23 protein-coding genes are annotated in these 23,567 nt (G+C 72.3%); 11 read left to right on the top strand and 12 right to left on the bottom strand.

Annotated features, from left to right (window positions below):
- Nucleotides 1–71 precede the first annotated feature (71 nt).
- From ACZ5WK_RS06450 to ACZ5WK_RS06430, 5 genes are all read left to right on the top strand, one after another.
- Nucleotides 72–2,012 carry a helix-turn-helix domain-containing protein gene (locus tag ACZ5WK_RS06450; RefSeq protein WP_465545553.1) on the top strand — a complete coding sequence of 647 codons (1,941 nt, stop codon included), beginning with the start codon at nucleotides 72–74 and terminating at the stop codon, nucleotides 2,010–2,012.
- Between the two features lie 183 nt (nucleotides 2,013–2,195).
- On the top strand, nucleotides 2,196–2,993 hold the full coding sequence (lipB, locus tag ACZ5WK_RS06445) for a lipoyl(octanoyl) transferase LipB (RefSeq protein ID WP_465545551.1): 798 nt from the start codon (nucleotides 2,196–2,198) through the stop codon (nucleotides 2,991–2,993).
- A gap of 183 nt (nucleotides 2,994–3,176) precedes the next feature.
- Nucleotides 3,177–4,130: a lipoyl synthase gene (gene lipA, locus ACZ5WK_RS06440; RefSeq protein ID WP_396319463.1), complete on the top strand. Its 954-nt coding sequence runs from the start codon at nucleotides 3,177–3,179 to the stop codon at nucleotides 4,128–4,130.
- A gap of 184 nt (nucleotides 4,131–4,314) precedes the next feature.
- Nucleotides 4,315–4,500 carry a hypothetical protein gene (locus tag ACZ5WK_RS06435; RefSeq protein ID WP_396319464.1) on the top strand — a complete coding sequence of 62 codons (186 nt, stop codon included), beginning with the start codon at nucleotides 4,315–4,317 and terminating at the stop codon, nucleotides 4,498–4,500.
- 140 nt (nucleotides 4,501–4,640) lie between these two features.
- Entirely contained in the window at nucleotides 4,641–5,339 is a 699-nt protein-coding gene (locus ACZ5WK_RS06430; RefSeq protein ID WP_396319465.1) for a DUF4191 domain-containing protein, read from the top strand.
- Nucleotides 5,340–5,599: 260 nt separating this feature from the next.
- Here ACZ5WK_RS06430 and ACZ5WK_RS06425 read toward each other — a convergent pair whose 3' ends face one another.
- The gene (locus ACZ5WK_RS06425; protein ID WP_396319466.1) at nucleotides 5,600–6,067 is read right to left on the bottom strand and encodes an RDD family protein; all 468 of its coding nucleotides are present in this window, start codon (nucleotides 6,065–6,067) and stop codon (nucleotides 5,600–5,602) included.
- 254 nt (nucleotides 6,068–6,321) lie between these two features.
- On the opposite strand from ACZ5WK_RS06425, the gene glnA reads away from it, so the two are divergent.
- Nucleotides 6,322–7,734 (top strand): type I glutamate--ammonia ligase, encoded by a 1,413-nt coding sequence (glnA, locus tag ACZ5WK_RS06420; RefSeq protein WP_396319467.1) that lies wholly within the window; start codon nucleotides 6,322–6,324, stop codon nucleotides 7,732–7,734.
- 134 nt (nucleotides 7,735–7,868) lie between these two features.
- Here the strand turns inward: glnA and ACZ5WK_RS06415 are convergent, their stop codons facing one another.
- The 3 genes from ACZ5WK_RS06415 to ACZ5WK_RS06405 all read right to left on the bottom strand — a co-directional run bounded on the left by ACZ5WK_RS06415 (nucleotide 7,869) and on the right by ACZ5WK_RS06405 (nucleotide 9,745).
- Nucleotides 7,869–8,039: a hypothetical protein gene (locus ACZ5WK_RS06415; protein ID WP_465545548.1), complete on the bottom strand. Its 171-nt coding sequence runs from the start codon at nucleotides 8,037–8,039 to the stop codon at nucleotides 7,869–7,871.
- Nucleotides 8,036–8,362, bottom strand: coding sequence for a SpoIIE family protein phosphatase (locus tag ACZ5WK_RS06410; RefSeq protein ID WP_465545546.1), 327 nt, complete (start codon nucleotides 8,360–8,362; stop codon nucleotides 8,036–8,038). The genes ACZ5WK_RS06415 and ACZ5WK_RS06410 overlap by 4 nt, the downstream gene beginning before the upstream one ends.
- A gap of 165 nt (nucleotides 8,363–8,527) precedes the next feature.
- Nucleotides 8,528–9,745, bottom strand: coding sequence for a cytochrome P450 (locus ACZ5WK_RS06405; protein WP_465545544.1), 1,218 nt, complete (start codon nucleotides 9,743–9,745; stop codon nucleotides 8,528–8,530).
- 143 nt (nucleotides 9,746–9,888) lie between these two features.
- On the opposite strand from ACZ5WK_RS06405, the gene ACZ5WK_RS06400 reads away from it, so the two are divergent.
- Nucleotides 9,889–10,254 carry an arsenate reductase family protein gene (locus ACZ5WK_RS06400; protein ID WP_396319471.1) on the top strand — a complete coding sequence of 122 codons (366 nt, stop codon included), beginning with the start codon at nucleotides 9,889–9,891 and terminating at the stop codon, nucleotides 10,252–10,254.
- 72 nt (nucleotides 10,255–10,326) lie between these two features.
- On the opposite strand, the gene ACZ5WK_RS06395 is transcribed toward ACZ5WK_RS06400, so the two are convergent.
- Nucleotides 10,327–10,797, bottom strand: coding sequence for a pyridoxamine 5'-phosphate oxidase family protein (locus ACZ5WK_RS06395; protein ID WP_465545541.1), 471 nt, complete (start codon nucleotides 10,795–10,797; stop codon nucleotides 10,327–10,329).
- 76 nt (nucleotides 10,798–10,873) lie between these two features.
- On the opposite strand from ACZ5WK_RS06395, the gene ACZ5WK_RS06390 reads away from it, so the two are divergent.
- The 3 genes from ACZ5WK_RS06390 (at nucleotide 10,874) to ACZ5WK_RS06380 (ending at nucleotide 13,004) form a co-directional block, all read left to right on the top strand.
- Nucleotides 10,874–11,425, top strand: coding sequence for a DUF1697 domain-containing protein (locus ACZ5WK_RS06390; protein WP_465545539.1), 552 nt, complete (start codon nucleotides 10,874–10,876; stop codon nucleotides 11,423–11,425).
- A 104-nt stretch (nucleotides 11,426–11,529) separates the two neighbouring features.
- Nucleotides 11,530–12,075, top strand: coding sequence for an FHA domain-containing protein (locus ACZ5WK_RS06385; RefSeq protein ID WP_396319475.1), 546 nt, complete (start codon nucleotides 11,530–11,532; stop codon nucleotides 12,073–12,075).
- Nucleotides 12,076–12,410: 335 nt separating this feature from the next.
- A complete protein-coding gene (locus tag ACZ5WK_RS06380; protein WP_465545537.1) occupies nucleotides 12,411–13,004 on the top strand; it encodes a DUF6891 domain-containing protein in 594 nt (197 codons plus the stop codon).
- Nucleotides 13,005–13,098: 94 nt separating this feature from the next.
- On the opposite strand, the gene ACZ5WK_RS06375 is transcribed toward ACZ5WK_RS06380, so the two are convergent.
- Nucleotides 13,099–13,857 (bottom strand): hemerythrin domain-containing protein, encoded by a 759-nt coding sequence (locus ACZ5WK_RS06375; protein WP_465545535.1) that lies wholly within the window; start codon nucleotides 13,855–13,857, stop codon nucleotides 13,099–13,101.
- 195 nt (nucleotides 13,858–14,052) lie between these two features.
- On the bottom strand, nucleotides 14,053–15,120 hold the full coding sequence (locus ACZ5WK_RS06370; protein ID WP_465545533.1) for an alpha/beta hydrolase: 1,068 nt from the start codon (nucleotides 15,118–15,120) through the stop codon (nucleotides 14,053–14,055).
- A 393-nt stretch (nucleotides 15,121–15,513) separates the two neighbouring features.
- Here ACZ5WK_RS06370 and ACZ5WK_RS06365 point away from each other — a divergent pair, with 393 nt between their 5' ends.
- On the top strand, nucleotides 15,514–16,293 hold the full coding sequence (locus ACZ5WK_RS06365) for an SDR family oxidoreductase (protein WP_465545531.1): 780 nt from the start codon (nucleotides 15,514–15,516) through the stop codon (nucleotides 16,291–16,293).
- Between the two features lie 30 nt (nucleotides 16,294–16,323).
- Here ACZ5WK_RS06365 and ACZ5WK_RS06360 read toward each other — a convergent pair whose 3' ends face one another.
- The 5 genes from ACZ5WK_RS06360 to ACZ5WK_RS06340 form a co-directional block, all read right to left on the bottom strand.
- Nucleotides 16,324–16,545 (bottom strand): hypothetical protein, encoded by a 222-nt coding sequence (locus ACZ5WK_RS06360; RefSeq protein ID WP_465545529.1) that lies wholly within the window; start codon nucleotides 16,543–16,545, stop codon nucleotides 16,324–16,326.
- A gap of 131 nt (nucleotides 16,546–16,676) precedes the next feature.
- A complete protein-coding gene (locus tag ACZ5WK_RS06355) occupies nucleotides 16,677–18,422 on the bottom strand; it encodes a carbohydrate-binding module family 20 domain-containing protein (protein ID WP_465545527.1) in 1,746 nt (581 codons plus the stop codon).
- Nucleotides 18,423–19,008: 586 nt separating this feature from the next.
- A complete protein-coding gene (locus tag ACZ5WK_RS06350) occupies nucleotides 19,009–19,347 on the bottom strand; it encodes a P-II family nitrogen regulator (RefSeq protein WP_396319482.1) in 339 nt (112 codons plus the stop codon).
- Nucleotides 19,344–20,669 carry an ammonium transporter gene (locus ACZ5WK_RS06345; protein ID WP_465545525.1) on the bottom strand — a complete coding sequence of 442 codons (1,326 nt, stop codon included), beginning with the start codon at nucleotides 20,667–20,669 and terminating at the stop codon, nucleotides 19,344–19,346. Before ACZ5WK_RS06345 ends, ACZ5WK_RS06350 begins: the two co-directional genes overlap by 4 nt.
- 326 nt (nucleotides 20,670–20,995) lie before the next feature.
- On the bottom strand, nucleotides 20,996–23,329 hold the full coding sequence (locus ACZ5WK_RS06340) for a M4 family metallopeptidase (protein ID WP_465545523.1): 2,334 nt from the start codon (nucleotides 23,327–23,329) through the stop codon (nucleotides 20,996–20,998).
- Nucleotides 23,330–23,567 lie beyond the last annotated feature (238 nt).

The raw sequence follows: 23,567 nt of genomic DNA, 5'->3' as shown, positions 1-23,567 counted from the left end.
GCCGCCGGGAAGGCGGGACTTCGACGACAGGGACCGAGGCCTGTGACCCACTGCCGATTGGCGGCCGTACCGTGAACGACCCCGTCCCCCACACCAGCTCGGCGCCCGCGCTGCGGCGGCTGCTCGACCTGCTCGCCTCCGGCGCCGCCACCGAGGACTTCGCCGACGTGCTGGCCGACGCGCGCCGTCAGGGGGCGCCGGGCGCCGTGCTGAGCGAGATCGACGACGCCACCTGGCAGGCGCTGCGGGTGCACCGGACGCTGCGTCAGCACCGCCGCCGCGAGGCCGAGCTGACCGCCCTTTTCGACACCGCCGGGGATCTCGCCGCCTCCCGGGACCTGGACACCGTGCTCCAGGCGATCGTCCGCCGGGCCCGGATGCTGCTCGGCACCGACACCGCCTACCTGACCCTCCCGGACGAGGCCGCCGGCGACACCTACATGCGGGTGACCGACGGCTCGGTCTCCGTGCTCTTCCAGACCCTGCGGCTCAGCCTCGGCGACGGCCTCGGCGGCCTGGTCGCCCAGACCGCCCGCCCGTACGCGACCCCCGACTACCGGACCGACGAACGCTTCCACCACACCGGCACCATCGACGCCGGGGTGCTGGACGAGGGCCTGGTCGCGATCATCGGGGTGCCGCTGCTGCTCGGCGGCCGGGTGATCGGGGTGCTCTTCGCCGCCGACCGCTCGCCGCGCGCCTTCTCCCCCGACGAGGTCGCGCTGCTCTGCACCCTGGCCGCGCACGCCGCGATCGCCCTGGACACCGCCAAGTCGCTGGCCGACACCCGGGCCGCGCTCGCCGAGCTGAACAGCGCCAACGAGCTGATCCGGGCTCACTCCGCCGCCGTCCAGCGCGCCGAGCAGGGCCACGACCGGCTCACCGACCTGGTGCTGCGCGGCGCCGAGGTACCGGACGTCGCCGCCGCGGTGGCCGCGCTGCTGGGCGGCGAGATAGCCGTCCTGGACACCGGCGGCGAGCCGCTGGCCGGCCGGGCCGCACCCGCCGAGGGGCTGGCCGAGGCGGTCGCGGCGTCCCGGTCCGAGGGCCGGTCGGTGCGGCACGGCGACGCCTGGGTCTGCGCGGTCCTTGCCGGCCAGGAGCCGCTGGGCACCCTGGTGCTGCTCGGCCGGCCGGGCCTGGACGACGCCGACCGCCGGCTGTTCGAGCGGGCCGGTGTGGTCACCGCGCTGCTCCTGCTGCTGCGCCGCTCGGTCGCCGAGACCGAGAACCGCGTCCGCGGCGAGCTGCTCGCCGACCTGCTCACCACGCCCGACCGCGACCCGGCCGGCCTCACCGCGCGCGGCCGCCGGCTCGGGGTGGACCTCGGCCGCCCGCACCTGGTGCTGGTCGCCGAACCGGCCGCTGCCGCCGGCGCCGCGCCCAGCGCCGCCACGGCGGCCGCCGACCGCGGCCGGCTGGCGGGCGCCGCCGGGCGGTACCTGTTCGGCTCGCGCGGCATCAGCGCGGAGCACGGCGAGGCCGTCGTCCTGCTGCTCCCGGACGACGGCTCGGCGGGCGCCCCGCAGGAGGCGGCCGAGCAGGCGGCCGAGCGGCTCGCCCGGCTGGCCGGGTTCCCGGTCACCGTGGGCGCCGGCCGGCCCGCCGCCGGCCCGCTCGCGCTGGCCGCCTCGTACGCCGAGGGCCTGCGCTGCGTCCGCGCGCTGCGCGTGCTCGGCCGGGCCGGGGACGGCGCCTCGGCCCGGGCGCTGGGCTTCCTGGGGGTGCTGCTCGGGGACGGCCACGACGTGGACGGCTTCGTCGGCGCGACGCTCGGCCCGCTGCTGGACTACGACGCCCGGCGCGGCACCGAGCTGGTCCGCACGCTTCGCGCCTACTTCGACTGCGGCGGCAGCCTGACCCGGGCCAAGGACGAGCTGCACGTCCACGTGAACACGGTGGTGCAGCGGCTGGACCGGGTCGAGGTGCTGCTCGGCCGGGACTGGAACCACCCCGAACGCTCCCTGGAGCTGCAGCTGGCACTGCGGCTCCAGCTGCTCGCCGGCAACTGACCGGACGGGCCGGACCGGGGCTGCCCGCGGGCACCCGGACGGCCGATCGCGGCCGGGGCGTACAGTGGCGAGGTTGGTCTCGAACGCCTGGCAAGGAGCAGCAACGGTGAGCGAGCGTAGCGAGCAGACGGTCGGACGGTGCGCGTCGCGCGAAGTGACCGCCGAGTGCGGCGGGGTGCGCGCATGAGCGAGAACGTGCGGTTCGTGCGGATGGGCATGGGCGAGGGCGCGGTCCCCTACCAGGAGGCTTGGGAGGAGCAGCAGCGGCTGCACGCGCTGCGGGTCGCGGACGAGATCCCCGACACCGTGCTGCTGCTGGAGCACCCGCCCGTGTACACGATGGGCAGGCGCACTAACCCGGCCGACCTGCCGCTGGACGGCACGCCGGTGGTCGAGGTCAACCGGGGCGGCGAGATCACCTGGCACGGCCCCGGCCAGCTGGTCGGCTACCCGATCGTGAAGCTCCCCGAGCCGATGGACGTCGTCGCGTACGTGCGCCGGCTTGAGGAGGCCCTGATCCGGGCCTGCGGCGAGTTCGGCGTGGAGACCACCCGGGTCGAGGGCCGCAGCGGGGTCTGGGTACTGGGCGAGGCCATCCCGGACGCGGTGGTGGACCCGTCGCAGGTGGTGGACCTCGGCAAGCTGACCCTGCGGATGGGCCTGCCGCTGGGCATCGACCCCCGCCTGGCCGGGCCGGAGTACGCGCCCTCCAACGCCGGGCAGCGCGGCGACGACCGCAAGCTCGCCGCGATCGGCGTGCGGGTCTCGCGCGGGGTGACCATGCACGGCTTCGCGCTGAACTGCGATCCGGACATGACCTGGTTCGACCGGATCGTGCCCTGCGGCATCCGGGACGCGGGCGTCGCGTCGCTCTCCGGCGAGCTGGGCCGGGATTTCCCGGTCGGCGAGGCGCTGTCCGCGGTCGAGAAGCACCTGGCGGACGTGTTCGCCGAACTGCCGGAGCCGGCGCTCAGCCGCTGACCCGGGACGACCGGGCAGGTCCGGGGAATCCACCCCGGCACATCCGGGAATCCGCCCGGAAGGTCCGGGGAATCTACCCGCCGGTAGCGATGTTGCCCTGCGATTGCGGGCCACCGGCCCGGCGAAGGCCGTACAAGCACAGGCGTACCCTGGGGGTACCCCGTCTAGTTCTAGGAGTCGCACGTGTCCGCTGTCGCACCCGACGGCAGGAAGCTGCTCCGCCTGGAGGTCCGCAACAGCGAGACCCCCATCGAGCGGAAGCCCGAGTGGATCAAGACCCGCGCGAAGATGGGCCCGGAGTACAACGCCCTCCAGTCGCTGGTGAAGAAGGAGGGGCTGCACACGGTCTGCCAGGAGGCCGGCTGCCCCAACATCTTCGAGTGCTGGGAGGACCGCGAGGCGACCTTCCTCATCGGCGGTGACCAGTGCACCCGCCGCTGCGACTTCTGTCAGATCGACACCGGCAAGCCCGCCGAGTTCGACCGCGACGAGCCGCGCCGCGTCGCCGAGTCCATCGTCACCATGGACCTCAACTACGCCACCATCACCGGCGTCGCCCGCGACGACCTGGAGGACGGCGGCGCCTGGCTGTACGCCGAGACGGTGCGGCAGGTGCACGCGATGACGGCCGGGCGCGAGGCCGGCCGCACCGGCGTCGAGCTGCTGATCCCCGACTTCAACGCGGTGCCCGAGCAGCTGGCCGAGGTCTTCTCGTCCCGCCCCGAGGTGCTGGCGCACAACGTCGAGACGGTCCCGCGGATCTTCAAGCGGATCCGGCCCGCGTTCCGCTACGAGCGCTCGCTGGACGTCATCACCCAGGCCCGCGCGGCCGGGCTGGTCACCAAGTCCAACCTGATCCTGGGCATGGGCGAGACCCGCGAGGAGGTCAGCCAGGCGCTGGCCGACCTGGTCGGGGCCGGCTGCGAGCTGATCACCATCACCCAGTACCTGCGCCCCTCGGTGCGCCACCACCCGGTGGAGCGCTGGGTGAAGCCGCACGAGTTCGTCGAGCTCCAGCAGGAGGCCGAGGAGCTGGGCTTCGCCGGCGTCATGTCCGGCCCGCTGGTGCGCTCCTCGTACCGCGCCGGACGGCTGTACCGGCAGGCGCTGGAGCGCCGCGAGCAGGCGTCAGTCTGACCGGCCGGCGACTTCTGACCACCGAAGGGCGGAGCCTCGGCTCCGCCCTTCGGGTTCTTCGGGTTCATCAGGCTTTGACTGCCAGGTCACGGCCTGGTAACACGGGGTGGTGACAATGGGACCGTTCGAATCATTTCCGCCACGGACCCTGTCACCGGGTCCGTCACGAGGGGAGCTGTTCGACATGCAGGTCGGCATCCGGTCGGTGGGCACCGCGCTGCGACTGGCCGAGAGCGTGCTACTGGCGGGCGGCCAGCGACAGGCCCGCCGCAACGCCTGGGCGGCGGTCTGCGAGAACCGCCGGTACGCGGCGGACCGCGAGCGCGACGCGCGGCCCGGCGGCGCCGTCGCCGAGTCCGCGCACGGCTAGCGGGCTCCGCCCCGGCGGCTGCGCACCGCCCTCGGAACCCCCGCGTTCGTACCCGTACGGAGTCGCGCGGGTTCACCCGAGTCACGGTTGGGGACGAACGGGTACCCGGGCTTGGATATCCCGTACCCGTGGCACGTACCATGAGCGTTATGGCGAGGGAAACATCCGAAAACCCCGGGCGGCTGAAGCAGATCCGCCAGGCGTACACCATGACCAAGAAGGTCGACACCAAGATCGGCCTGATCATCGCCGGCGTCGGCCTGCTGACCTTCGGCGTGTTCCTCGCCATCGGCTTCGCAATCGACCACCCCATCTACCTGGGCATCCTGGGCTTCATCGTGGCCTTCCTGGCCATGGCGATCGTCTTCGGGCGCCGGGCCGAACGCGCCGCGTTCGGACAGATGGAGGGGCAGCCGGGGGCCGTGGCGGCCGTGCTGAACAACATCCGGCGAGGCTGGAGCGCCAGCTCCACCCCGGTCGCGGTGACCCGTAGCCAGGACGCGGTCTACCGCGCCGTGGGCCGGGCCGGCATCGCGCTGATCGGCGAGGGCAACCCGAACCGCGTGCGCCAGCTGCTGGCCTCGGAGAAGAAGAAGATGGCGCGGGTCGTCGGCGACGTGCCGGTGCACGACATCGTGGTGGGCAACGGCGAGGGCGAGATTCCGCTCAAGAAGCTGCAGATCCACCTGATGCGTCTGCCGCGCGCCATCACCCCGGCCCAGGTCACCGAGACCAACGACCGGCTGCGCGCCCTGGGCGACCTGCTCTCGAAGGCGCCGATCCCCAAGGGCCCGATGCCCAAGGGTGCCCGGATGCCCAAGGGCGGCCAGGCCCGCTGACCCACCCCTCCCCATTCGCACGAAACGGCCCCGCCGCGGAAGCTCCGCGGCGGGGCCGTTCGACGTTCTCGAGACCTGGCTCCGGGCACCGGCCCGGCTTCCGGACACCGGCCCGGCCTCGGATCCGGGATTCGGGACTCGGGATTCGGGACTCGAAGCTCAGCCTCGGGATCCGGGACTCGAAGCTCAGCCTCGGGATCCGGGCCTCGAAGCTCAGCCTCGGGATCCGGGCCTCGGAACCGAGGCCCCAGGGCCGGACCTCAGATCCGCACCTCGGCGGTGCCGACCGCCTTGTCGTGCAGGCCGCGGGTGTCGCGGTCCCAGACCAGGGCCGGCACCAGCAGGCAGAGCAGCAGCGTGCGCAGCAGCACCTGGGGGATGGTGGCGCGGCTGCCGTCCAGGCGCACCACCCGCAGGCCGAACAGCCGCTTGCCGACGGTCGTCCCCGTGGTGGCGAGCAGCAGCGCGGTGACGGCGAAGAAGAGCGGGGTGGTCCACATGTTGGCCGAGCCCGGGGAGCCCTTGGCGATCAGCCCGTAGGCGACCAGGGAGACCAGCCAGCCGTCGACGAAGAGCGCGCCCAGCCGGCGGCCCGGACCGGCGATCGAGCCGGTGCCCTCCTTGGGGAGTCCGAGGCGCTCGCCGCGGTGGCCGAAGTCGGTGCCCATCTTCTCGGCGGCCGCCTTCGGGCCGTCGATCCACGATCCCAACGCTTCTCTGGTGTCCACGAATCCACACTAACCGGGCGGACGGTCCGGGCCTGCACCGGCTCCCCCGGAGGGTGAATCGCGTCTTCCGGCACCTCCCAAGTGGTCCAGACCACTCAGACGGCCCGACCAGGGCGGGCGAAGCGTTTTGCCCCGGAGCGTACGACTTTGCCGCCCGTTCAACGACGGCGGTTAACATTCAGGAAACGACCGGGTCACCGGTTGGAAACGGGCCATTCCTAGGGTGAGCCCCATTCGCACGCCGAGGAGGATGGATGTTCAACAACGCCGCCGAAGTGAAGCAGTTCATTCAGGACAACGATGTGAAGTTCATCGACGTCCGGTTCTGTGATCTCCCGGGCGTCATGCAGCACTTCTCCGTGCCCGCGGCGACCTTCGACCCGTCCGAGACCCTGATGTTCGACGGTTCGTCGATCCGCGGCTTCCAGGCCATCCACGAGTCCGACATGGCACTCGTCCCGGACCTGGCCACGGCCCGGCTCGACCCGTTCCGCAAGGAGAAGCACCTCAACATCAACTTCTTCATCCAGGACCCGGTCACCGGCGAGGCCTACAGCCGCGACCCGCGCAACGTCGCCAAGAAGGCGGAGGCCTACCTGGCCTCCTCCGGCATCGCCGACACCGCGTTCTTCGGTCCCGAGGCCGAGTTCTACGTCTTCGACTCGGTCCGCTTCGACACCAGCGCCAACGCGTCGTACTACCACATCGACTCCGAGGCCGGTGCCTGGAACTCAGGCTCCGCCGAGGGCGACGCCCGCGGCTACAAGGTCAAGTACAAGGGCGGTTACTTCCCGATCCCGCCGGTCGACCACTTCGCCGACCTGCGCGCCGAGATGTCCCTGGAGCTGGCCTCGGCCGGCCTGGAGGTCGAGCGCCAGCACCACGAGGTGGGCACGGCCGGCCAGGCGGAGATCAACTACAAGTTCAACACCCTGCTGCACGCCGCCGACGACCTGATGCTGTTCAAGTACATCATCAAGAACGTCGCCTGGCGCAACGGCAAGACCGCCACCTTCATGCCGAAGCCGATCTTCGGCGACAACGGCTCGGGCATGCACGTCCACCAGTCGCTGTGGACGGAGGGCTCGCCGCTCTTCTACGACGAGCAGGGCTACGCCGGGCTCTCCGACACCGCCCGCTACTACATCGGCGGGCTGCTCAAGCACGCCCCGTCGCTGCTGGCGTTCACCAACCCGTCGGTGAACTCCTACCACCGCCTGGTCCCGGGCTTCGAGGCACCGGTCAACCTCGTCTACTCGCAGCGCAACCGCTCGGCCGCGATCCGCATCCCGATCACCGGCTCCAACGCCAAGGCCAAGCGCATCGAGTTCCGCGCACCGGACCCGTCGTCCAACCCGTACCTGGCCTTCGCCGCGATGCTGATGGCCGGCCTCGACGGCATCAAGAACAAGATCGAGCCGCTGGAGCCGGTCGACAAGGACCTCTACGAGCTGGCCCCCGAGGAGCACGCCAACGTGCCCCAGGTGCCGTCCTCGCTCCCGGCGGTCCTGGAGGCCCTGGAGGCCGACCACGAGTACCTGCTCGCGGGCAACGTCTTCACGCCCGACCTGATCGAGACCTGGATCGACTTCAAGCGCACCAACGAGATCGCCCCGATCGCCCTGCGCCCGCACCCGCACGAGTTCGAGCTCTACTACGACCTGTAGGCCGTCGCGGCCGAACGCCGTCGCCGCGTGCTCCCGGAGCCCCCTCCCCGACATCGCCTGCCGGGGAGGGGGCTCCGGCTTGCGGAACCGGCGGGGCGGGGAATCGGGCGGGGGCAGGCCGACGGTGACCTCGGTCACTCCCGCGTGAGGGCGAGGACGGCGAGGTCGTCGGCGAACAGGCCGCCGTACTCGTGGACGTCGTGGGCGAGGAAGGAGACCAGGCGCTCCGGGGTTGCCGTGCCGAGCGTGGTCAGACGGCCGGCCAGCGGGTAGAAGGCGCCGGTGGCATCGCGGGCCTCGCTCACGCCGTCCGTGTAGAGCAGCAGGGTGTGACCGGGCGGGAGGGGGACGGCCGCAGGGTCGGACCGCCGGGAGGGGGCCGGCCGAGGCGGCCGGGGCCGAGCGGCAGCTCGTACGGGCAGTGCACCGGGGTGGCGCCGTGGTCGGAGAGCAGCAGCGGCGTGACATGGCCCCGGTTGACGATCTCGGCGTGCTCCGCCCCGGCGCGGTACTGGAGCAGGACGGCGGTCACGAACAGCTCGTCGTCACCCCGGGCGGCGGCGTCGCGCAGCACCGCGCGGTCCAGCTCCTCGGCCACCGGCTGCGGTGGGCGGGGCGCTGTGGGCACGGCGGAGACCTCCTGGCCGGCCGGTGGGGGCGCCGGTCCGGGGCGAACCGGTCCGGAGCGACCGGTTCGTCCTTCCATGCTCCCCCACCTGCGGCGCACCGGCCCCTTGCTTCGGTCCCGGCCGCCCCCTCTGGGCCGAACGCCCCTGGCCCCGGGGGCCGCAGTTCAGCGGACCGTGACCGGCAGCGTCTCGTAGCCGCGCAGGACGAGGCGGTCCCGGCGGGTGGAGACGCCGCCGGGAGCCAGCCGGGGGAAGCGGTCGAGCAGGGCCGGTACGGCGACCTCGGCCTCCATCCGGGCCAGCCGGGAGCCCAGGCAGAAGTGCGGGCCGCCGCCGAAGCTGAGCGGCTGGCTGTCGGTGCGGCCGGGGTCGAACAGCTCCGGACGGTGGTAGCGGGCCGGATCGCGGTTGGCCGCGCCCAGCAGGACCAGCACCACACTGCCGGCCGGCGCCGGCACCCCGGCCACGGCGAGCCCCTCGGCGGCCGCGACCCGGGTGGTGAGCTGGACCGGCGAGTCGTGGCGGAGCACCTCGTCGGTGAGCAGCTCGGGCGCCACCGCGCCGGTGCGGAGCCCGTCCATCGCCTCCGGGTGGCGGAAGAGCAGGGCGAGACCGTTGCCCAGCAGGTTGGTGGTGGTCTCGAAGCCGGCCACCAGCAGCAGCACCAGGTTGGCCAGCAGCTCGGCGCCGGATATCCGGTCGGGGGCGTCGGCGGCGATCCGGGCCAGATCGCTGACCAGGTCGTCCTGCGGGCGGGCCAGGCGCTCGGCGACCAGCGCGGTGAAGTAGCCGGACAACTCCTCGGCGGCCTCGTCGGCGACGGTGAGCTCGTCGAGGTCCTGGATCAGCTCCAGCGCGATGGTGAGGTCGCCCGCCAGGCTCCGGAAGCGGTGGCGGTCCGGCCCGGGGACGCCGAGCAGCTCGCAGATCACCTCGACCGGCAGCCGGAAGGCGAAGGCGTCCATGAAGTCGACGGGCGAACCGTCGGCGCCGCGCTGCGCCATGCCGTCCAGCAGCCGCCCGACCGTCGCCGCCACGGCCGGCCGCAGCGCGGCCACCCGGCGGGCGTTGAACGCCGAGGCGATCAGCGAGCGGACCCGGCCGTGGTCGGGCGCGTTCCGCTGGAGGATCGAACGGCCGAGCAGGGTGACGGAGGAGTGCCGGGCGACGGCGGCGTCCGACAGGGCCAGTTCCCCGGTGTCCTCCAGTGCGAAGGCCGGGTTTCGCAGCACCTGGTTGGCGGCGGCGTGCCCGATCGCCAGGACGGTGCCCGGCCCGGCGGGGGCGGCCGCGCCCAGCTCGTGCGCCCGCGCGTACAGCGGGTACGGATCCGCCCGGCCCTCGCTGGTCATCAGCTGTCCGATGATCGATGCGCCGTCCATCCGGTGCTCCCCTCCCGAGACCCGACCCCTGGCCTCTCAACCCTCCGTGGGCGGACGGAAGTTCCCGTCCGGCGCAGGCCCTGCGCCGGACGGCCAGCGCCCGGTTCACCCGCGCCGGACCGGGCGGTCGGTACGCTGGCCGCATGGAGATCTGGATCAACCCGCGCTGCGGGAAGTGCCGAACGGCGCTCGGCGAGCTGGAGGCCGTGGGCGCCGAGTACACCGTGCGGCGCTACCTGGAGGACCCGCCGACCGCCGCCGAACTGGAGAAGGTGCTGGAGCGGCTGGGGCTGGAGCCGTGGGACATCACCAGGCTCGACGAGCAGTCCGCCAAGGACCTCGGGATGAAGAAGTGGACCAGGGAGCCGGGTGACCGGGCGCGCTGGATCGCGGCGATGGCCTCGCACCCGATCCTGATCCAGCGCCCGATCATCACCGCGGACGACGGCCACGCCGTCGTGGCCCGCACGCCCGAGGTGCTCAAGTCCGTACTGCCGAAGAAGGGCTGACCCGCGCGGGAGCCGCTCCCGGTGCCGGTGCGGCCGCCGGCACCACGGTCGGTGCCGCGGCCGGTACCGCCGTCAGTGCCGCTGGATGCGCTGCACCGGCTCACCCGGGCGCCAGGACGTGATCCAGAGGTGGTCCTCGCCCACCGTGGTGTGCACCACCTGCTCCAGCTCCAGCCGGAAGGCGTGGAACGGGCCGGGCGGCGGCTCCGGCAGATCGGCCTCGTAGGCGGCCAGCTCGGCCTCGTCGGTGATCTCGACGGCGCGGCCCGAGATCTTGGAGTCCCCGCCCTCCATCGTCTCGTCGCCCGGGTGGGCGTGCAGGGCGAAGCGGTCGTCCCGCTGGAGGTCGCGGGCCTTCACCGCCCCGTACATCGACCCGAGGGTGAGGTCGGCACCGATGAAGTCCACCTCGATGCCGCTCACCCGGGGTGAGCCGTCCTTGCGCAGCGTCGCCAGGACGTGGTGTTTGTTGGCCTCGAAGCGGGCCCGCACGGCGGGGGCCAGATCCGGTGCCTCGTGCTCGAAATCCTGCCAGGTAGCCATGGCGTCAGTGTGGCACCGACCGGTGACGATCCCGGTGAACCGGGGCGTTGTCGGCCCCTGGTGCCAGACTGACCGGATGACCACCACGACCACGTACATCGCCTTCCTGCGGGCCGTCAACGTCGGCGGCCGGACGGTGAAGATGGAGCGGCTGCGGGCCCTCTTCACCGAGCTGGGCCTCGGCGACGTGCGCTCGTACATCCAGAGCGGCAACATCTTCTTCACCACGGACGAACCGGACCGAGTCGCGCTCACCCGGCGCATCGAACAGCACCTGACCGAGGCGCTCGGCTACCCCGTCCCGGTGATGCTGCGCACCGTCGAGGAGGTCGAGACGGTGCTCGCCGCCGAGCCGTTCGCGGGCGTCGAGGCCACGCCGGACCTCCGACTGATGATCAACTTCCTCTCCGAGCCGCTGCCGGCGGACTTCCCGGTCCCGTTCACCTCGCCGAAGGGCGACTACGAGGTGATCGGCGCCGACCCGGCCACCGCCTACGTGGTGGTCCGCCTCCAGGACGGCCGGCTGAAGAGCACCGGCAACCTCTTCGGCAAGTCCTACCGGGGCTCGGCCACCGCCCGGTTCCTGCACACCACCGTCAAGATCCTGGCCGCCGCGAGGAAGAGCTGACCCCGCCTCAACGCGCGCGGAGCCCGGTCCGCGTCGGCGGCGCCGCCCCCTGGGGCCCGGCCGCAATCTGGACAGGTGGGGGCGGCTGAGCCGACAATCGGGCCATGACGTCTCCTGAGATCCGGACGCACGTGGTCCGGCCGTCCGAGGTCGAGCGCGAGCAGGCGCTCGGAGTGCTGCGGGAGGGCGCGGGCAGCGGCCGGATCTCGCACGACACCTTCCTCGGCCGGATGGAGCTCGTGCTGCACGCGAGCAGCCGGGCCGAGCTGGACGAGGCGATGGCGGGCCTGCCGGCCGGCAACCCCGTCGGGCGGTTCCTGCTGCGGACGGTGGGCCAGGTCTCGGCGTTCGGCGTGCGGCTGCGCGGGGCGTGGCGGATCGAGCGGCTGCCCGGACTGAGCCTGCCGCAGGGCGGGGAACGTCAGCTGACGATCGGACGGGTCCCCGGCTCGGGGCTGCGGCTGCACGACATCTCGGTGTCGCGCCACCACGCCGAGCTGCGGCGGGAGGGCGACAGCTGGGTGCTGTACGACCTCGGCTCGACCAACGGCACCCATGTGAACGGCCTCCGGATCGCGGGCGGGGTCCGGGTCCGCCCGGGCGACCAGGTGCGCTTCGGCAACCTGGAGTTCCGGCTCGCCTCGGGCTGAGCGGCGACCGGCGTGAACGGCACGTCGCGGAACTCCTCGGCTACCGTGCCGATCTGACGTTGCATCACGGTAAGCCCGATCGGCTCCAGGCAGTGGCGACCGGTCACCACTGGTGCAGTCGGCGGCCAGGTGGTGCACCCGCTTTGCCGGCCGCGCACAGGGCGGGCGGCCGGCGGCAGGCCCGCGTACACGGCGGAGCCGGCGCCGGCGGTCAGGCTGCGGTCGGCACCTGGCAGACGGGTGATCAGGGGGCAGTCGGAGACCGGAGAACACCGGCGGACGGCAGCCCCGGGCCCGGCGGCGGGAGTGTCGGTGGGCGGTGCGAGGATTCGGGCATGAACCAGGAGACCGAGCTCACCTTCGATGTACGGCGCGAGGCCGAGGAGCGTGCCCGCGAGTTGATCCGGTGCGGCTTCCAGGAGTCCGACGAGATAGCCGACTCCCTGGTCGACGAGTTCGAGGACCGGGGGCTGGAGGAGGAGGACGCCGAGGAGATCGTCACCCCGCTCTGGCGGGAGCGGCTGGCCGAGCAGGCGTCCTGGCCGGAGACGACGGACGTGGACCGGCTGGAGGAGGCGTTCGACGCACTGGAGGACCAGGGCATCGTCGCGGCCATGGACTTCACCTGCTGCGCGAGCTGCGGCTACGAGGAGATCGGCGGCGAGGCCGAGGAGGACTCCCGCGGCTTCGTCTTCTTCCACCAGCAGGACACCGAGGGCGCCGCCGCCGGGCGCGGGCTGATGCTGCGGTACGGCGGGTTCCGCGCCGAGGGCGAGTCGAAGGAGTCGGCGGAGCGGCGGACGGTGAAGATCGGCCGCGAGGTGGTCGCGGCGCTGGAGGCGGCGGGCCTGCCGGTGGAGTGGGACGGCTCGCCGGGCAAGGCGATCGCCGTCACTCCGCTGACCTGGCTCAACCGCCTGCCGGAGTAGACTCCCGTCGTCCGCTCGGGCGGTCAGCGGCCGACGAGGCGTGCCGGGCATATGCCACGCGCGTAGATCACCGGCCCGGAAAAACGGCCGCCGGTCACTCGGCGGCGCCGTCCCGGACGTCGGGCGGGCCCCAGAGCGGGGCGGTGCAGCGCTGGTAGGTGGACTGCCAGTGCGGCCAGCTGCGGGCCACGTCGTCATCGCAGTCCGCGATCAGCCGCTCGACCTGCGCCGGCTCGACGCCGTCCAGCAGCCAGGCGAGCGCGTCCGCCGTGCCCGGGCCGTCGGCGGAGCGCAGCAGGTCCAGCAGCTCGGGCAGGCCGCCGACCCGGGAGGTGGTCTTGAACACCAGCTCCATCCGGGGCAGCAGCTGCCGCTCCTCGATCCGCAGGTGGGTCTCCAGCCGGGCCGCGAGGTCTTCCATGGCGTAGGCGACCGGCCAGGCGCTGCCCGCGTCCCGGCTGGCGATCCGGACCAGGGTGCCGACCCGGGTGAAGGAGTGGTCGAGGTTGTGGTGGTCCTCCTCCAGCCAGTTGAGCAGCAGCCGCAGATCGGGCGCGAAGCGGCGGACGATCGGCCAGACCCGGCCGTCCTGCTGCTCGTGGTGGCAGGTCAGCATCGCGTTGACGAAGTGCCAGTGCCGCAGCAGTGCCGCGCCCTTCTCGTCCTCGCCGGGCTGGAGCAGGCGCAGCGCGTTGGGCAGCCGCGCCAGGTCGCGGCGGAGCGCCGCGTGCACCAGCCGCAGCCCGGCGAACCGGACGGCCTGCGGCTCCTCGCCGGCGGCCTGCACACGGTCGGAGCCCCGCTGGGCGGGGGCTGCGGGCGGGGACGCTACGGGCAGCAGATGGCTCGGCATGACACTCTCTTCACGACTTGGCACGGCTGGTGGACGGCGGTTCCACCAAAGTGCTCACAGTCGATCAGGGCCGAATCAATGTCCGATTGACGTGCAGGTCAGCGGGCCGGCCGGGGCCGCCCACCTCGCCGGAAAGGCGTCGGCGCCGGGGGCCACGGAGGCACTCCCGGCGCCGGCGGGGCGGCACGGACCGGGTCAGTCGCTCGCCGGGCCCGCCAGGTTCTTGCTGAGCCACTGCAGGGTGTCCGGGATCATCTTCTTGAAGTCGCTGGTGAGGTGCTTGCCGCCGGGCTGCTCGTAGTACTCGACGGAGAGCGGCGGCGCGGCCTTGGCGACCCACGCCTTGACCAGCTTGGTCTCGTAGCCGTTGGCACCGCCGGCGGTGGCCAGCATCTTCACGTCGGCCTTGCCCTGGGCGACCATCACGTCGGGGCTGTTGGCCTGCCGCTCGGCCTCGTGGCCCTTCCAGAACCCGGAGTCCGGGTTGAAGTAGCCGTCGATCGGGACGGCGGCCTTGAACTTGTCCGGGTACTGGAGAGCGAGCTTCGCGCTGCAGAAGGCGCCGGTGGAGGCACCCATCAGGCCCCAGCCGTCACGGCCCTTCACGGTGCGGAAGTTGGCGCGGACGAAGTCCGGGATGTCCTCGGCCATCCAGGTGCCCATCTTGGGCTGGCCGGGGATGTCGGAGCAGTCCAGGGCGTTCTTCTCGTCGGAGGTGAAGTTCTGCACCGGCATGATCATGATGAACGGGTGTGCCTTGCCGGCCTTCGACAGTTCGGCGTCCTGCTGCTGGATCGGCAGCTGGTCGTCGGTCCAGGTGTTGTAGCCGTTGCTCTGGCCGCCCGCGTAGAGGGTGAGCACGGGGAAGCCCGACTTGGCGAACTTCGGGTCGTTGTACTCGGGCGGCAGCCAGACCCAGACCTTGCCGGAGACCCCCGACTTGGGACCGGCCAGCGTGGTCACGAGGATCTGGCCGACGGGGGTGTCCCGGGCCTTGGCGAGGGCGGCGGTCGGACCGGTGGGCATCAGGACCTTGCCCGAGGCGGCCGGGGTGGCGCCGGCGGGCGTGGCGGAGGTGCTGCCCCCGGCCGTGGGGCTGCCCGGTGCGCTGCTGCTCGTGCTCGGCGTACCGGCGGCCTTGGCGGAGTCCCCCTTCTTCCCGCCGCCGCTCTCCGTACTGCCGCAGGCCGCCAGCGAGGCGGCCAGGGTGAGGGCGGCGACGCCGGTCAGGACGGCGCGAATACGGGTGGGCTGCGGCTGCACGGTGAGGACTCTCCGACCGGTGTCGCGCCCGCTCCGTCGGGAGTCGGGCGGTGGCCCCCGGGTGGGGCCGGACAGGCCCGGGGCGCGACGACGTCCGTGACCCCCGGGAGTCGGCGCGCCCTCCCTCGCGGCGGCGCGCCGTCCTGCGATCTTATGACGTGGGCCGGGGCGGGCCGGTTGCGGTACGACCGACGTCGGTCCAACGTTTGATCCTGATCCGGTAAAGACTTCCGGCACCCCCTGCCGACCGGCGGGGAGGCGTCCCCGCCGGACGGTGGGGAGCACAGTCGCGCAGGTGCCGCGCCCGCCGCGTTTTGGGCCCTCGTACCAGTGACTCCAGGAGCCGGATCGGGGACGATCGGCTCGCCCGTACCACCGTCCGAGGAGTCCGCCATGCCCCAGCAGATCGCCGTCGTCACCGGAGCCGGGAGCGGGGTGGGCCGCGCCGTGGCCGTGGAGCTGGCCGCCGCCGGCTGGCGGCCGGTGCTCGCCGGACGGCGGGAGGCGCCGCTGCGCGAGACGGCCGGGCTCTGTGATGCGGCCGCACCGGGGGCGGCGGCCGGGACGGACGACGGCGGGGCCGCCGTGGTACCGACCGACGTCACCGACCCGGCGGCGGTGGACGCGCTCTTCGCGGCGGCCGCCGAGCGGTTCGGCCGCGTCGACCTGCTGTTCAACAACGCCGGGACGTTCGGTGCGCCGACCCCGGTGGACGAGCTGGACATCGCCGAGTGGCGGGCCGTGGTCGACCTCAACCTGACCGGGGCCTTCCTCTGCGCACGGGCCGCGTTCCGGCAGATGAAGGCCCAGGACCCACAGGGCGGCCGGATCATCAACAACGGCTCGATCTCGGCCCACGTGCCGCGCCCCCAGTCGATCGCGTACACGGCGACCAAGCACGCCGTGACCGGGCTCACCAAGTCGCTCTCGCTGGACGGCCGCCCGTACCGGATCGCCTGCGGGCAGATCGACATCGGCAACGCCGCGACCGACATGACCGCGGTGATGAGCGTCGGCGTCCGGCAGGCGGACGGGCGGGTCGCGGTGGAGCCGACCATGGACGTCGCCGACGTGGCCCGCACCGTTCGACACATGGCCGGGCTGCCGCTGGAGGCCAACGTGCAGTTCGCCACCGTGATGGCGACGGCCATGCCCTACATCGGGCGCGGCTGAGCGCAGTCCCCGGCGGCCACGAGGCCGGCCCTACTCGTCGTGGGAGTACCGGTAGCGCCACCGGGCGCCGTGCTCGTCGAGCCGGTACACGCTGGTGGTCGGCCAGTACTCGCCGGCCTCGGTGACGGGCAGTTCGGCGCGGAGCACCATCCGCAGCGAGGGCGGCGGGGCGGTGGCGTTGACGCGCTTGCGGTGGCCGTCCCAGCGGCCGCCGCAGAGTTCGACGTCGAGGACGACGGGGAGGGCTCTCATTCCGTGATGCTGGCAGCGTTCACCCGATACGGGAGGTTTGACCCGGCGACGCCACCCGCAAGGGGGAACCGTCGAACGACGTGCCGACGGCCGCCCCTTCCCCGTCGGGAAGGAGCGGCCGTCAGCACGTGTCACGGACGCCAGGTGTCGTTCAGCGTCACCGCGCCCGAGGCGGGCACCGTCGCGGTCCGGTTGGCGCCGGACTCCCAAGTGACGTTCCCGGCGGCGTCCTTGCGGATGTACTTGTACTCGAACGCCGTCCCCGCGGACATCGCCACGTCCAGCTTCCAGACCGGGTAGGCCGCCGAGGAGAGCAGCAGCGCCTTACCGGTGTCCCAGCCGCCGAGCGCCGCGGTGCTGCCGGCCACGTAGATGTTCTGGCCCAGGACGGTGGTGGCGTTGACCGCGAAGGAGGCGCCGCCGCTCACCGGGTTGCCGCCGCCGGAGCCGCCCGGGGCGCCCACGTACAGCGCCACCGCGTCGCCCGCGCCGACGGTCGCGGTGAACCGGCCGTCCGAACCGACGGTGTACGACGGCCCGGTGCAGCCGCCCGCGGCCGGGTCGCCGTGCTGGACGTCGCAGTACGAGCCCGCCGGCAGCGACGTCTGGAAGGTCTGGGTGACCGGTCCGGACTCGCGGTTGACCGCCACGAAGCCCTTGTTGCCGCGCCCGAAGGCGATCGCGTTGTTGCCGTTGGACCACCAGTTGGTGACCCCGGTGCCCGCCACCGCGTTGCGGAAGCCGACCATGTTGGCCACCTGCCGCCACGCGTGCGTGCAGTTCCAGCCGTCGCTGTAGCAGGCGTTGACGGTGCCGCCGTTCGGCGGGCCGTCGTCGTGGCCGGTGAAGGCGTAGCCGGAGTAGACGTTGGGCGCGCCGTACGGGTACGCCAGCATGAAGACGTTGGCCAGGGTGTAGGCGGAGCCGTCCTTGTAGGTCAGGGTGGAGCCGTTGCGCTCGGTGTCCCAGTTGTCGACGAAGGTGCGGGCCTTGTCGCTCGACAGCAGGCCGGAGCCCCAGTTCGCCAGGTCGGCGATCCGGCCGCCCTGGAAGGCGCTCTTCAGCCAGGTGCCGGAGCGGAACTCGTCCACGTCGCCGGTGCCGGTGTACTCGGAGGGCTGGATCGGCTCGCCCGCGCCGTAGATGACCTCCTGGACCCAGTACGCGTTGGGGTTGGCCGTCTTCGCCTTGATCGCGGCGAGGTCGGCGGCGGCGATGTGCTTGGCCGCGTCGATCCGGTAGCCGTCGACGCCGAGCGAGGCCAGGTCGTTGAGGTAGCCGGCGATGGTCTGCTGGACGTAGGCGCTGCCGGTGTTGAGGTCGGAGAGGTTGACCAGCTCGCAGTTCTGCACGTTGGAGCGGTCGCCGTAGTTGCTGATCGCGGCGCGGCAGGAGTGGAAGTCCTGGTCCTGGTAGTACCCGGGGTAGTTGTACTTGGTGTAGTTCGTCCCGCCGGTGCCGGTGCCGGAGCCGGCCGACATGTGGTTGATCACCGAGTCGGCGACCACCTTGACGCCGGCCGCGTGGCAGGTGTCGACCATGCTCTTGAAGGACGCGCGGTCGCCGAGGCGCCCGGCTATCTTGTAGCTGACCGGCTGGTAGGAGGTCCACCACTGGCTGCCCTGGATGTGCTCCTGGGGTGGCGAGACCTCGACGAAGCCGTAGCCCTTCGGGCCGAGTGTGTCGGTGCAGGCCTTGGCAACGGAGTCGAAGCGCCACTCGAAGAGGGTCGCCGTGACGTCCTTGCCGTTGCCGGGCGGGGAGGCCTGGGCGGGGGCGGCGCCGAACGCCGCGGTGAGCGAGAGGGCGAGCGCCGCCGAGGCGGTGAGCGCGCCGGCCGTCCGGGCAGGCCGGCGGGTGGGGGCGGTGGTGACCACGATGTCTCCTGGGGGCTGGGGTGGGGGCAGCCTGGGGTACCGCTCGTGAAAGATTGCTGAAACTTTCTGGAAACTTGCAGCGCTGAACCTAGAGTCGTGGCCAGGGCCCGTCAAGGCCTTGGAAGCAACGTTTCTGCAGCTCCGGAAAGCTCGTATGCGACGCTCCCGCCTCCACCGCATGGACGGCCGCGGGTCGACGGCATGGACGGCCGGGGATCCCGCTGGACGATCGTGGACGAACAGTCACGTCGGACGAGCGGCCACGCCGGATGAGCGGCGCACGGGGGCCGGGCGGGGGCGGAACGAGCGGGGCGGGGAGTCCGAGCAGTGCGCGGCCGACGGGGCCCGGGGCTCACCCTGGTCGCCGCGCCGCGCACGCTGCCGCCTGCGGGCCTCTGGACGCGCTACGACGGCGGGCAGGGCGGCCGGCACTGCCCCGGTATGCGCGAGGGCTCTCACGGGCCGTCACGTCGCCCTGCGCCGCCCGCGGCGAGTCCGCCCGGGCGGCCGGGTGCAGCAGCTCCACCGGCGGCACCGGCACCGCCCGCAGGCGGTCGGGCTCCCGGGCGGCGCCCCGGGAGCGGCCCTACACCGCGTCCGGCCCGCGTTCGCCGGTGCGGACCCGGATGATCGACTCCACCGGCACGGCCCAGACCTTGCCGTCACCGATCTTGCCGGTACGGGCGGCGCGGACGATCTCCTCCATCACCCGCTCGGCGTCCTCGTCCTCCACCACCACCTCGATCCGGGCCTTGGGCACCAGGTCGATCCGGTACTCGGCGCCCCGGTAGACCTCGGTGTGGCCGTGCTGCCGGCCGTACCCGCTGGCCTCGGTGACGGTCAGTCCGTGCACACCGACGGCCTGCAGCGCGTTCTTTACCTCGTCCAGCTTGAACGGCTTGACGATCGCGGTGATCAGCTTCATGCGGAGGAGGCCCTGTCGGACGGGTGCGTGAGCACGGTGGTGGTGGCGTGGGCGGTCGTGCCGTGCCCCAGGACGCCGTGATCGTACGCGGTCTCGGCGTGCACGGCGAGGTCCAGGCCGGTGAGTTCGTGCTCCTCGCTGGCGCGGAAGCCCATCACCCGGTCGACGGCCCGCCCGATCCCGTACGTCGCGGCGAAGGCGTACGCCGCGACGGCGAGGATCGCCACCAGCTGCTTGCCGAGCTGCCCGAGGCCGCCGCCGTGCAGCAGGCCGGCCGGGCCGCCGGTCATCGCGGCGGTGGCGAACAGGCCGATCAGACCGGTGCCGATGACGCCGGCCACGAAGTGCACGCCCACCACGTCCAGCGAGTCGTCGAAGCCGAACCGGAACTTCCAGCTGACCGCGTACGAGCAGACCACACCGGCCGCGAGCCCGACGAGCAGCGCGCCGAGCAGGTCGACACTGCCGCACGACGGGGTGATCGCCACCAGGCCGGCCACCGCGCCCGAGGCGGCGCCCAGCGTGGTGGCGTGACCGTCCCGGCGCTTCTCCACCAGCAGCCAGCCGAGCAGCCCGGTGCAGCCCGCCGCCTGGGTGTTGAGCAGAGCGGACGCGGCCAGACCGTTGGCGCCGAGCGCCGAGCCCGCGTTGAAGCCGAACCAGCCGAACCAGAGCAGGCCCGCGCCGAGCAGTACCAGCGGCAGGCTGTGCGGGCGCATCGCCTCCTTCCGGAACCCGATCCGCGGGCCGAGCAGCAGCGCCAGAGCCAGGCCGCTGGCCCCGCAGTTGACCTCGACGACGGTGCCGCCGGCGAAGTCCAGCGCGCCGAGCTTCGACAGGATCCAGCCGTCGGGGGCGAACACCCAGTGCGCCACCGGGACGTAGACCAGCAGCGTCCAGACGGCGGTGAAGGCCACCCAGGAGCCGAACTTCGCCCGGTCCGCGATGGCGCCGCTGATCAGCGCGGCGGTGATGATCGCGAACGTCAGCTGGAAGGTGGCGAACAGCACGGTGGGCACGTGGCCGGTGAGCGAGGTGGGGGTGATCCCGGCCATCCCGAGGTGGTCCGGGGCGCCGATCAGGCCCCAGCCGCCGGCGTCCCGGCCGAACGCGAGCGAGTAGCCGGCCAGCAGCCAGACCACGGTGACCACGGCGATCGAGACGAAGCTCATCATGATCATGTTGAGCACGCTCTTGGTGCGGACCATGCCGCCGTAGAAGAGCGCCAGCCCGGGGGTCATCAGCAGGACGAGCGCGGTGCTGGCGAGCAGCCAGGCGGTGTCACCGGTGTCGAGGCCGGGCGACGAGTCAGCCAGGAACATAGGGGGTGCCTTCCCAAAGGCCTGCGTCAGGGTGGGGTTCGCAGGTCGCGGTTGGGAGAGTGTCGCGAGGACGGATTTCCGGTCGCGGACGGACACGTTTCACCGGTGTTTCGTGTTGCCCGGCGGTTGCTCCGCCGTTGCCGGGCGGTTTCCGAAAACTCACCTGCCCGGCCCACGGCACCGGCCCGGCCCGGCCCACTACACGGGCACCGGCACCGGCCCACGACACGGGGCCCGGCACCGGCCCACGACACGGGGCCCGGCAGCAGTCGCTGCCGGGCCCCGCACCTGTCTTACCTGGTTCCGCCGGCGCTACCGGCCCGGGTTCAGCTGGTCTGGATCGAGGTGTCGTCGATCACGAAGCTGGTCTGCAGCGAGGAGTCCTCGGTGCCGGCGAACTTCAGGGTGACCGTCTGGCCCGCGTAGGACGAGAGGTCGAAGGTCCGCAGCTGGTAGCCGGCGGCCGCGTCCACGTTGGAGTAGGTCTTCAGCGCGGTGCCGTTGACCGTGACGGTCAGCTTGTCGTACACCGTCGAGCCGGTCTCGGCCGTGTCGACGTGCAGGTAGAAGCTGAGCGACGCCTTGCAGCCGGCCGGGATGGTGACCGTCTGCGAGAGGTTGTCCGAGTGGGTCGAGCCGTAGCCGTTCAGCCAGGACTTCCAGGAGCCGGCGTGCGCGGCCTGCGAGGCGCTGTTGTCCACGACACCGCTGGTGGCGGTCCACGGGGCGGCGCTGCCGGTCTCGAAGCCGGCGTTGCCGAGCAGCTGGGCCGGGGTGCAGGTGCCGCCACCGCCGCCGGAGACGGTCCAGGTGAAGCTGGCGGAGCCGGTCTTGTTGGCGGAGTCCTTCGCGGTGACGGTCACGTTGTACGTGCCCGCGGCCGTCGCGGTGCCGGTGATCTTGCCGCTGGAGCTGATCGACAGGCCGGTCGGCAGACCGGTGGCCGAGAAGGTCAGCGGGGCGGTGCCGCCGGTGGCGGCGATCTGCAGGTTGACCGCGCCGTTCAGCGCGGTGCTCTGGTTGCCCGGGCTGGTGACGGTGACGCCACCCGGGTTCGGCGCGGTGCCCACGTTGACGCCCGCCCAGGCGGTGCTGACCGCGTTGAGCTCGGCGCTGCCCGCGCCGTACAGGTCGGTGGCCGCCTTCTCCGTCGCGATGCGCGCCGCGGCGTAGTTGGTGGTGGAGGTCATGTAGGTGGTCAGCGCGCGGTACCAGACCGCGGCCGCCTTGTCCCGGCCGATGCCGGTGACGGTGATGTTGCCCTGGGTCGGCGAGTTGTAGCTGACGCCGTTGATGACCTTCGCGCCGCTGCCCTCGGACAGCAGGTAGAAGAAGTGGTTGGCGACACCGGACGAGTAGTGGACGTCCTTGTTGCCGACGGTGGAGGACCAGTAGTCGGCCGAGCCGCCGTCCTTGGACGGCTTGTCCATGTAGCGCAGCGGGGTGCCGTCCCCGTTGATGTTGATCAGCTCCCCGATGAGGTAGTCGGGGTTGTCGGTCGGGATGTTGGCGTAGAACTCGACCATGGTGCCGAAGATGTCCGAGGTCGCCTCGTTGAGGCCGCCGGACTCACCCGAGTAGTTCAGGTTGGCGGTGGCCGCGGTCACGCCGTGGCTCATCTCGTGGCCCGCGACGTCGAGCTCGGTCAGCGGGTGGGTGTTGCTGTCACCGTCGCCGTACGTCATGCAGAAGCACGAGTCGTCCCAGAAGGCGTTCACGTAGTTGTTGCCGTAGTGGACGCGGCTGTAGGCGCCGACCCCGTCGTTGCGGATGCCGTTGCGGCCGAAGGTGTTCTTGTAGTAGTCCCACGTGGCCGCGACACCGAAGTGGGCGTCGACCGCGGCGGACTCGCTGTTGGCGACGGTGCCGTCACCCCAGCTGTCGCTGGACTTGCTGTACATGGTGCCGGTGCCCGAGGTCCCGTGGTTCAGGTTGGTGGTGTACATCCCACCGCGGGCGCCGTCCTTCATCTGGTACGACGAACCCGACTGGGTGGTACCGATGGTGACGTTGCCGACGAAGACGCCCTTGCCGGTGCCGGTCTGGATGCCCTCGAACTTCTGGATGACCTGACCGGAGGTGGCGTCGGTGACCACGTGCAGCTTGCTCGGGGTGCCGTCGGCCTCGGTGGAGGTGACGACCGTCTCCCAGGCGAGGCGCGGGTTGTTGTCGGCGGCCCAGACCACCAGGCGCGGCGCGGCGTCCAGCGAGGAGCCCGAGGCGGCGGCCAGCGCGGCGGACTGCGCGGCCGGCGCGGCCAGCTTCGGCGTGGTGCTCACACCGGTCAGCGCGGCGGTGCTGGCGCGGTCCACGCCCTTGGTCGCACCCGTGGCGGACTGGTGGACCACCAGGTCGCCGCCGAGGACGGGAAGGCCGTTGAGGGTGCGCTCGTACCGCAGGTGGCGGGTACCGTCCGCGTCCTGGGACACGTCCTTGGTGACCAGCTTCTCCTCGCTGCCCAGGCCCAGGGTCTGGGCGAGGGAGGTGGACTGCTGGCTCGCGGAGGCGATCAGCTGGGCGCGGCTCGCCTGCTGGGCGGCAACGGCTGCCGGAGCGTCCGGGGTGGCCGCCTGCGCAATGACCGGAATGCCGGTCACCAGCAGCGCGGTGGAGGCGGCCATGACAACCGCTGCCTTCCGGGCCTGGGTGTAACGGGACATGCGGACTCCTTTTCCGACCGGCGCGGGTTCGCGAACGGTGGAGAGAACCTGGCCGCAGGGTTGCGGCGCAGTGGGGGCCCCCGCCGCCGGGTTCGCGGCGCGGGTGCGGTTGCGGAGCAGTTGCCGAGCGAGTTCTTGGCAGGGGGACGCGCTGTTCGTGACCTGGGACAGCTGCACCGGGGGGTGGGGCCCCCTCGTCTGCAGCCGGAGGAATCGTGGCAGCAAACGAGTCGTTAAT

The organism is Kitasatospora sp. NPDC032757, assembly GCF_055579305.1.
This window is presented reverse-complemented; position numbering and strand designations above follow the sequence as displayed.